Below are 8165 nucleotides of genomic sequence, written 5' to 3'. Positions count from 1 at the left end.
AGAGAGGGGCACAAACGAAAACGTCGGACCTTCAGGCCCGCCGTCTTGCGTCTGGACGTGTTCGATCCGGCTTAGTGGGCGCGGATGTAGAGCGACCACATGCGGGCGATCAGCTTGCCGTTCGGCGACTTGCTGTTCTTCTCGACCTTGTCGAGGGCGGCAATCGCGGCCGGCTTCTGCTTGTTGCCGTAGAGGGCGACCGCGAGGTGGACCTGGGCATTGTCGGTATCGGCAACACCTTTGGCGATGCCGGCCTGGATGGCATTCACCGCATCGCCATAACGGCCCATGCCGGTAAGCTGCTCGCCGACCTTGATCAGATCTTCGCCCTTGGGCTGCTTCTGGGCAGCGGCCAGCGCCTTCTGGATGCCAGCGTTCTCGTCGGCCGCGTTCTTCTTGGCCATGCCGGCCAGACGCTGGGCGCGGGCATCAACCAGCAGCTTGGCCTGGACGCCCTTGTCGACGATCACGGCGGCTTCGTTCTGGACGCGGGCCGCGATCAGCATCTGCGACAGCATGAAGTACTCGTCCGAGCCCTTCAGGTTGCCGGTCAGATATTTCAAGCGATAGATGTCGAGCGTCTGCGGGTCGGACAGCTGCTTGGCGTGTTCGGCCTGCTTCAGAAGCTCGCCCCAGTTTTCCGGGGTCGGGCTCTGCGTCACCAGCTTGATGGCCAGATCGCGGGCGGCGTTGTCGTCGCCGGCCTTGAAGGCGCACAGCATGCCGCGACGGACCATTTCGGCACCGGCGCTGGCGTGGCTGTCGGCGTAGCGCATGCAGCCGCGATAATCATCGAGGCCTTCATAGGCCTGCGCGATCACGATCATCGACTGGGCATTGAGCACGTTGTACTTGCGCAGCACTTCTTCGTCGGCGATCACGTCGCGATACTTGCGGGCGTTCCAGTCCGCGGCAAACTTCGCCTGGATGCCGGTCGAACCTTCGGCGCAGACCGAGCCCTTGGACGCTGCCGCCAGATATTCCTTCATCTGGTTGGCGCCTTTGGATTCTTCCGCCGAAAGGCCACCAACGCCTTCGGCCTGCTTCACCTTCGCGCAAGCGGCGGCGTAGTTGCCGGACTTGGCCAGGCTCAGCGCCTCTTGCAGGGGCTTGCCAACCGTCGAACGCATCGCGGCGTCGGCGGGCATGGTGGCAACGGCCGTCATGGCCGTTCCGAGTACAAGCGCCGTCGCCACGGCGCGGATTTTGTTTGCGATCATCTCAGAGACCTCTATCTTCGCCTTAGGTACTCAGGCGCCCCCGGGGATCCCCAAGGAGCCCAGTCCGCTCCCTCACAAATCACTGCATATACTGATCTAGGCCGACAAAGCCAATTTTTTTGACGCCCAAACGCTGCGCGTCCGCGAGCACTTTCGCCACAGTGTCATACTTAGCCAGTTTGTTCGGATTAAGGTGGATTTCCGGCTGCGGGTCGGCCAACCCCGCGTCGTAAAAATACGAATCCAGCGTGCCGCGATCGACCACCGAACCGTTCCAGGTGATCGTCGCGTCAAAGTCGATCCCGAGGTTAACGATGATCGGAGGTAGGCCGCCGGTCTTCGGCGGTCCCGCCGGCATGTCGAGCTTCACGGCATGCGTCTGAATCGGCAGGGTGATAATGAGAAGCGTCAGAAGCACCAGCATGACGTCGATCAACGGCGTCATGTTGATCTCCATCATCGGATCGCCGTCCGCTTGTTTGGTTGACATCCCAGCCATGGCTCTCCCCCTTCCCCGGGCTCTCCCCGGGCGATAACGGCGCCCGCACCTCGCCGATCCCCCGATCGCATCGGTCGCGGAAGCCGGCCACGAGCCTGACCTTCCCTTGAGACATTTTTATGGTGGGAAAGGGCGCGCAGGGAAAGCGGAAACGGCCGAAGCGGTTAAGACCGCCTTGCCGGCGACAGTCGCCAAAAGCTTCGGGCGCGCGAGGTCTCCCCCACGCGCCCGATTCAAGACTTCAGCCTTGCATCACTGCATGTACTGATCGAGACCGGTGAAGCCGATCTTCTTGACGCCCAGACGTTGGGCATCGGCCAGCACCTTGGCAACGATGTCGTACTTCGCGAGCTTGTTCGGCTCGAGATGGATTTCCGGCTGAGGATCCTGCTGCGACGCATCGAGGAAATATCCGTCGAGCGTTGCCCGATCGACCGGCGAACCGTTCCACAGAATCGTCCCGTCGAAGTCGATGGTCAGACGGACCTTCGGAATCTCGATGAGGGGCGTTTTCTGGTTCGGGTTCGGGCGGGGCATGTCCAGCTTCACAGCGTGAGTCTGGATCGGCAGGGTGATGATGAGCAGAGTCAGGAGCACCAGCATGACGTCGATAAGCGGCGTCATGTTGATTTCCATCATCGGATCGCCTTCAGCCTGCTTGGTTGACATACCGGCCATGGCAATAACTACCTTTTCAGTTCGCTACGCGAGCTATTACTCGGACTCGTTGCGCGGTTCGGTGATGAAGCCGACCTTCGGAACGCCAGCCATCTGGGCGGCCAGAATGGCGCGACCAACGGCTTCGAAGCGCACCTGCCTGTCAGCGCGGATGTGGACTTCCGGAAGCGGCGTACCCGACTTGGCGGCGCGAATGAGCGCGTTCATGAAGCGGCCATGCAGTTCCGAATAGGTCACCGGCGAATTGTTGTAGAACACTTCTTCTTCGGACGTCACTGCCACCACGATGTTCTCGGGCTTGGTTTCGGTCGCGATATTGCGGGCGTTCGGCAACTGAACCGGCACAACTTTCACAATGACCGGGATGGTCACGAGGAAGATGATCAGCATCACCAGCATGATGTCCACGAGCGGGACAACGTTGATGGTGCAGTTCAGATCGTCTTCGTCACCATGACCGACGGCACTTTGTACAAAAGCAGCCATATGACTTCTCCGCAAATGAGAGGCCGGCCAAGCCGGCCTCTGCGTTTGCCCTAGATTACTTGCTGCCCTTCGAGATCAGGTAGGTCTGAAGGTCGCCGGCGAAGCCGCGGAACTTCTCGCCGATCACCTTGTTGCGGCGAACGAGGAAGTTATACAGCAGCACGGCCGGGACGGCGGCGAACAGGCCGATGGCGGTCATGATCAGAGCTTCACCAACCGGGCCGGCGACCTTGTCGATCGAGGCCTGACCGGCAACGCCGATCGAGATCAGGGCCTGCAGAATGCCCCACACCGTGCCGAACAGACCGACGAACGGCGCAACCGAACCCACCGAGGCGAGCCAGGTGATGCCACCGGCGAGCTTGGAGTTGGCATCTTCGAGCTGACGCGACAGGCTCATGGCGATCCAGTCGTTGAGGCCGACGAGGGTCGTGCCGCCCTGGGCCGCACGGACGCCGGCTTCGGCGAGACCGCGGAACACCGAGTTCTTCGGCAGCTTCTCGATGCCTTCGTTCAGGCTGGCCGAGGTCCAGAAACGACGCTCGACCGTCTTGGCCTGGCCCAGGATCTTGTTCTGCTCAAAGAGCTTCACAAAGAAGACGTACCAGGTGCCGATCGACATGATCGCCAGGATGATCAGAATCGACATCGAGACAGGGTTCTTCTGCTCGATGATGTGCATGAGGCCGTAGGGGTTCTTCTTCTCGGTCGCGGCGGCGGCATTCGCCTTGACGACCTGCTGGCCGGCGGCGGGAGCCGCAGCGGTCGCGGCCGGGGCCGAGGTGTCGGGGGCGGTCGCCTGCGCCTGCGCGGGGCCGACGCTGAGACCGGTGAGAAGGACGAAAGCGGCTGCGATCGCCAGTTTCTTCGAGATCATTGCTGTACTACTCCGTAGCTTTTCGAATTTAAACGCTTTTGCTTGCCTTGTTGTCTCAGTGCAGAACCCACTTCACTTCCGCTTTCCACGGAACAGCGACGGGGACGTTGTCCTTGACCGCCGCCTTGTAATGCCATGAGGCAGCACAGTTGACGGCGGCGTTATCCAGACGTTCGGAACCACTCGAGTTCGCCACATGCACGTTCTCAACGCGGCCTTCGGGCGTGATGGTGAACCCGATCGTGGTCGTGCCTTGCTCACCCAGGCGCACCGAAATTGCAGGATAATCCTGCAAGCAGACGTGCGGCTTGCCGATGGACACCGGCGACGAGATCGGCGGCGGCGTGTTCACCTTCGACTGGGTGGTGATGGCGGTGGTTTGCGGCGGAGTCTCGGTCTGAATGACGATATCCGGCGGCGGCACGAAGGGCGGCGGCGGCGCTTTCATTTCCGGCGGCGGCGGCGGCGGCTCCTTCTTCTCGATCTTTTCCTTCAAGACGTCGATCTTGATTTCGTCAGGCAGCTTGTCGATCAGCTTCTGCGCCAGGCCGGCCGAAAGGGCCCACCCCGAAAGCACGACAAGCGCACCCGACGCGATCAACGCCGGGAGGCGCTGAGGCGAAAAGATCGACGGGTTTGCTCTGTTGATGGTGTGTAGTGGCTGTTCCATGGGTGTTTACCGGTACCTTGTATAGATTCGACCCGGCGCTAACGCGCCAGGCCCCGCTGCAGTAACAGACCAAGCTCACGCGTCCCCCACCGGGCGCTCACCCCGAGCGCGTCGTCGGTTACGCAATCGTAAACATCGTTCGCCAGCCGGTCCAGGGGGTCCATTGACAAATGCCAGTGTTGCGAAGTTTGGTTAACATTGTCTTGGACTTCCAAGACGTTCCTCGGCGGCGCACGCTTCATAACAACGGCAGATAAAACGCAAGAGAAAATGTCCAATTCGGGGCAGCCCCGTTGTGGCGGACGGCCGCACGGGACGGCGCTTTCTGCTCTGCGGCAGGTGAAAAGATCGTTGCGCGCATTGGGTTTTCGCGTGCGATCCATCGTCCCACCCGGCGGTTTGTGGTGCGCTGCAATATGGAATTTCTTTGCAGATTGCCTAACTGGCTATCTCAACCTGCCCGCAAAACAGAGGTTTCGATGCGCTTTCTCCACACCATGGTCCGGGTTGCCGATCTCGACGCGGCGCTCGACTTCTACTGCACCAAGCTCGGCCTGGCCGAGGCCAGCCGGATGGACAGCCAAGCCGGCCGCTTCACCCTTGTCTTCCTGACCGCCCCCGGCGACGCGCTGCGCGCGGCCGCCGAAAAGGCACCACTCGTTGAGCTTACATACAATTGGGACGCCGAGGCCTACAGCGGTGGACGCAATTTCGGCCACCTCGCCTTTGCAGTCGAAAACATCTATCAAACCTGCGCCAAATTGCAGGCTGCCGGCGTCGTCATCAATCGGCCGCCGCGCGACGGGCGCATGGCGTTCGTGCGTTCGCCCGACGGCATCTCGATCGAGCTCTTGCAGGACGGGCCGGCGCTTGCCGCCGCCGAGCCGTGGGCCTCGATGGCCAGCACCGGCAGCTGGTAAACGCGCACCGAGAATTGGGGGACAGCATGAATTTCCTTTCCGACAACGCCTACGGCGTGTGGCCCGAAATCCTCGCCGCGGTCGCCGCCGCCGGTACGGGGCCAGCTCCGTCCTACGGCGACGATCCCATCACTTTTTGCGTCCGCGAAAGACTTTCGGCCCTGTTCGAGCGGCCGGTGGCGAGCTTTCCGGTGCTCAGCGGCACCGCCGCTAACGCCTTGGCGCTGGCCACATTATGCCCGCCGCACGGGGCGGTTTTTTGCCACGCCGAAGCTCATATCGCCGTCGACGAATGCGGTGCACCGGAGTTCTTCACCCACGGCGCCAAGCTGATCGGCATCGAAGGCGAACACGGCAAGCTGACGCCCGCAGCGCTTGCGACAGCGCTGTCGCACAGCCTGAAGGGTTTTGTCCATCACGCCCAGCCGGCGGTGTTATCGCTCACCCAATCGACCGAACTCGGCACCGTCTACTCCGTCGCCGAGATCGTCGCGCTGGCCGATCTCGCCCACAGCCACGGCATGAAAGTCCATCTCGACGGCGCCCGCTTCGCCAACGCGCTGGTGCGGCTCGGCGTTTCCGCTGCTGCCGCGACCTGGAAAGCGGGCGTCGACGTGATGAGCTTCGGCGCCACCAAGAACGGCGCCATGGGAGCCGAGGCGGTGGTGTTCTTCGATCCGGCGCTGGCCGGCGATTTCGAATACCGGCGCAAGAAGAGCGGCCACCTGGCGTCGAAAATGCGCTTCGTCTCGGCCCAGCTCGACGCCTATCTCGAGGACGGCCGCTGGCTCAGCCACGCCGCCCACGCCAACACGTTGGCCGGGCGCCTCGCCGCCGGTCTCGCCGACTTGGAGGGCGTCGAGCTGGCGCATCCGGCCGAGGCTAACGCGGTGTTCGTGTGGCTGCCGGACGGCCTCGCCGAGCGCCTGCGCGCCGCCGGAGCCGCGTTCTACGACTGGGGCCCGCCGGCGAACGGGCGCACGTTGGTGCGGCTGGTGACGAGCTTTGCGACGCCGGCAGACGATGTCGACCGGTTCGTGGCACTGGCGAAAGCAAATAGGGAATAGGAAAAGGGGCCTGACTGGATGAACCGGTCAAGCCCCTATTCGCTACTTACGACTTGCTAGACGCTCGTCCTCAGATGCGGCCGAGGACATGCAGGGTGCCGACCTGCTGGAAGGCGCCGTTGTCGCCCTTCACGAGGTCGAAGCTGAGGCCGAGGGTCCAGGTATCGCTGGTGGTCGAGACCGAACCGCCGAGCACGAAGTTGCCGCGGCTCGGATCCGGACCGGTCACCTCGAAGGTGTCGCCCGCCGCCGGGATCGGCGCCGTGGTGTCGGAATAGGCGAATGCTGCCTTCAGCTTCACCGGATCGCTGACGAAGTCGTAGCGATAGCCAGCGCGCGCTTCCGGCTGCAGATAGATGTCGAACAGCTTGAGGTCGTAGCGCGCGTTGAAGCCGACGAACGCCCGCAGCGACTTGGCGTAGTACTGGCCGACCTTGAGATCGAAGCCGTCGCCGACCGTGGTCGTCGAAGGATTCTTCTCGGTGTAGCCCTCTTCGCGGACATAGAGGCCGTCGATATTCACCTGCGGCATGAAGGTTGCCGCGCCGTAGGAGAACATCGCGCCGGTCACGACCGAGCCCGAAATCAACGCACCGGCATGGGTGTTGTCGGCCTGGCGCACGTAATACGTGCTCGACGTCGGCGCCAAGGTGATGGTGCGCTTGCCGTCGATGTGGCCGTAGCCGGCATCCAGCTTGGTGTCGAGGAACAAGCCCTTGCCGCGCCACGCCGAATAGAGGCTGAGCAGGTACCATTGCTGGTTTTCGTGGGCATCACGCGCCAGTTCATTGACGTCGCCGGCATAAAAGGTGATGGCGCCGCCGTACCAGCCGTATTTCGGACTGCCGCTGTCGATACCGAGCGACAGACCGAAGCCATGATCCTTGAAGCCCGGATTGGTGCGGAAGCCGGTGTTGGTGTCGACCGCACCGGTACCCGGATCCTTGATCATCTGGACAAATTCCTGGCCCCAGATGGTGAAGTCGCCGCTGGTCTTGCCATACATGCGCAGGGCGCGCTGGCGCGCCGCCACCGGACCGGTCGCCGAATCGGTGATCGAAATCGCGATCGCGCGCGTGCCGCCGGTGACGCCGGGCGCCATGTCGTTATAGGCCTTGGCCGCTTCCTTGGCGTTGTGAATGCCATTGAGGAAGGCAGAGCCGAGATCGTCATCGACCGCCAGCGCCAGATTGGCCTGTTCGAACAAGGACGTCGTGCCGCCAGTGGTGACGTTGCGCATCGGCGTGATCGCCATGCTGCCGGTGGTCAACCCGATATCGGCCGCCGACTTCATCTTCACGTTGATGAGCAGGTAATCCTTGGTGCTGTCCGGCGCCGTGAACCCGGAGCAGGTCCCGTTGCCGGTGTTGCACATGGTTGCCATCGACAGCAGGTAAGGCCGCGTCGAGTTGCCGTTGGTGTCGATCTTGTTGTTGAAGGTATCGATCACGCTCTGGCCGATGGTCATCTGGCCCTTGTCGGCCGACATCAGCACGAACTGATAGGTATTGTTCGAGTTCTGTGCCGTCTTCGGCAGGAAGCTCGCATAGGTCACGCCGAGATTGGCACCGTTGGCGAAGCTGACCGCATCGGCCGCAATCATGCCGCTCGAGGTGAGCTGGCGATTGACGCCGAGATTGAGGGTACCGTTCTTGGCGACCGTGACCGTGGTGGCGGTCAGGGCGGTGTCGGTGTTCAAGAGATTGAGCGTGCCACCCGAGTCGACAGTCACCTGGACGCCGTTATAC

Annotated in this window: 9 protein-coding genes; 2 read left to right on the top strand and 7 right to left on the bottom strand. The window is 62.4% G+C overall.

The genetic code is table 11. The annotated features are described in order from the left end of the window. Nucleotides 1-71: 71 nt before the first annotated feature. The 6 genes from AC1P6P_RS10550 to AC1P6P_RS10525 form a co-directional block, all read right to left on the bottom strand. On the bottom strand, nucleotides 72-1220 hold the full coding sequence (locus AC1P6P_RS10550; RefSeq protein ID WP_481402399.1) for a hypothetical protein: 1149 nt from the start codon (nucleotides 1218-1220) through the stop codon (nucleotides 72-74). Between the two features lie 79 nt (nucleotides 1221-1299). Then, nucleotides 1300-1719, bottom strand: coding sequence for an ExbD/TolR family protein (locus tag AC1P6P_RS10545; protein ID WP_481402398.1), 420 nt, complete (start codon nucleotides 1717-1719; stop codon nucleotides 1300-1302). Nucleotides 1720-1971: 252 nt separating this feature from the next. Continuing rightward, complete coding sequence (locus tag AC1P6P_RS10540) at nucleotides 1972-2397, bottom strand: ExbD/TolR family protein (RefSeq protein WP_481402397.1); 426 nt, start codon at nucleotides 2395-2397, stop codon at nucleotides 1972-1974. A gap of 36 nt (nucleotides 2398-2433) precedes the next feature. After that, nucleotides 2434-2883, bottom strand: coding sequence for an ExbD/TolR family protein (locus tag AC1P6P_RS10535; RefSeq protein WP_481402396.1), 450 nt, complete (start codon nucleotides 2881-2883; stop codon nucleotides 2434-2436). A 55-nt stretch (nucleotides 2884-2938) separates the two neighbouring features. Then, nucleotides 2939-3760 carry a MotA/TolQ/ExbB proton channel family protein gene (locus tag AC1P6P_RS10530; RefSeq protein WP_481402395.1) on the bottom strand — a complete coding sequence of 274 codons (822 nt, stop codon included), beginning with the start codon at nucleotides 3758-3760 and terminating at the stop codon, nucleotides 2939-2941. A gap of 55 nt (nucleotides 3761-3815) precedes the next feature. Beyond that, complete coding sequence (locus AC1P6P_RS10525) at nucleotides 3816-4430, bottom strand: energy transducer TonB (RefSeq protein ID WP_481402394.1); 615 nt, start codon at nucleotides 4428-4430, stop codon at nucleotides 3816-3818. A gap of 479 nt (nucleotides 4431-4909) precedes the next feature. On the opposite strand from AC1P6P_RS10525, the gene AC1P6P_RS10520 reads away from it, so the two are divergent. Then, nucleotides 4910-5350 carry a VOC family protein gene (locus AC1P6P_RS10520; protein ID WP_481402393.1) on the top strand — a complete coding sequence of 147 codons (441 nt, stop codon included), beginning with the start codon at nucleotides 4910-4912 and terminating at the stop codon, nucleotides 5348-5350. A gap of 26 nt (nucleotides 5351-5376) precedes the next feature. Continuing rightward, nucleotides 5377-6417, top strand: a complete 1041-nt coding sequence (locus AC1P6P_RS10515) for a threonine aldolase family protein (RefSeq protein ID WP_481402392.1) — start codon at nucleotides 5377-5379, stop codon at nucleotides 6415-6417. A 70-nt stretch (nucleotides 6418-6487) separates the two neighbouring features. Here AC1P6P_RS10515 and AC1P6P_RS10510 read toward each other — a convergent pair. Continuing rightward, nucleotides 6488-8165, bottom strand: a 1678-nt coding sequence (locus tag AC1P6P_RS10510; RefSeq protein WP_481402391.1) for an autotransporter outer membrane beta-barrel domain-containing protein, incomplete at its 5' end; no start/stop codon positions are given.

The organism is Rhizomicrobium sp. (assembly GCF_056722145.1).
Note: the sequence above shows the minus strand (reverse complement) of the source record. Positions and strands in the feature narration are given on the sequence as shown.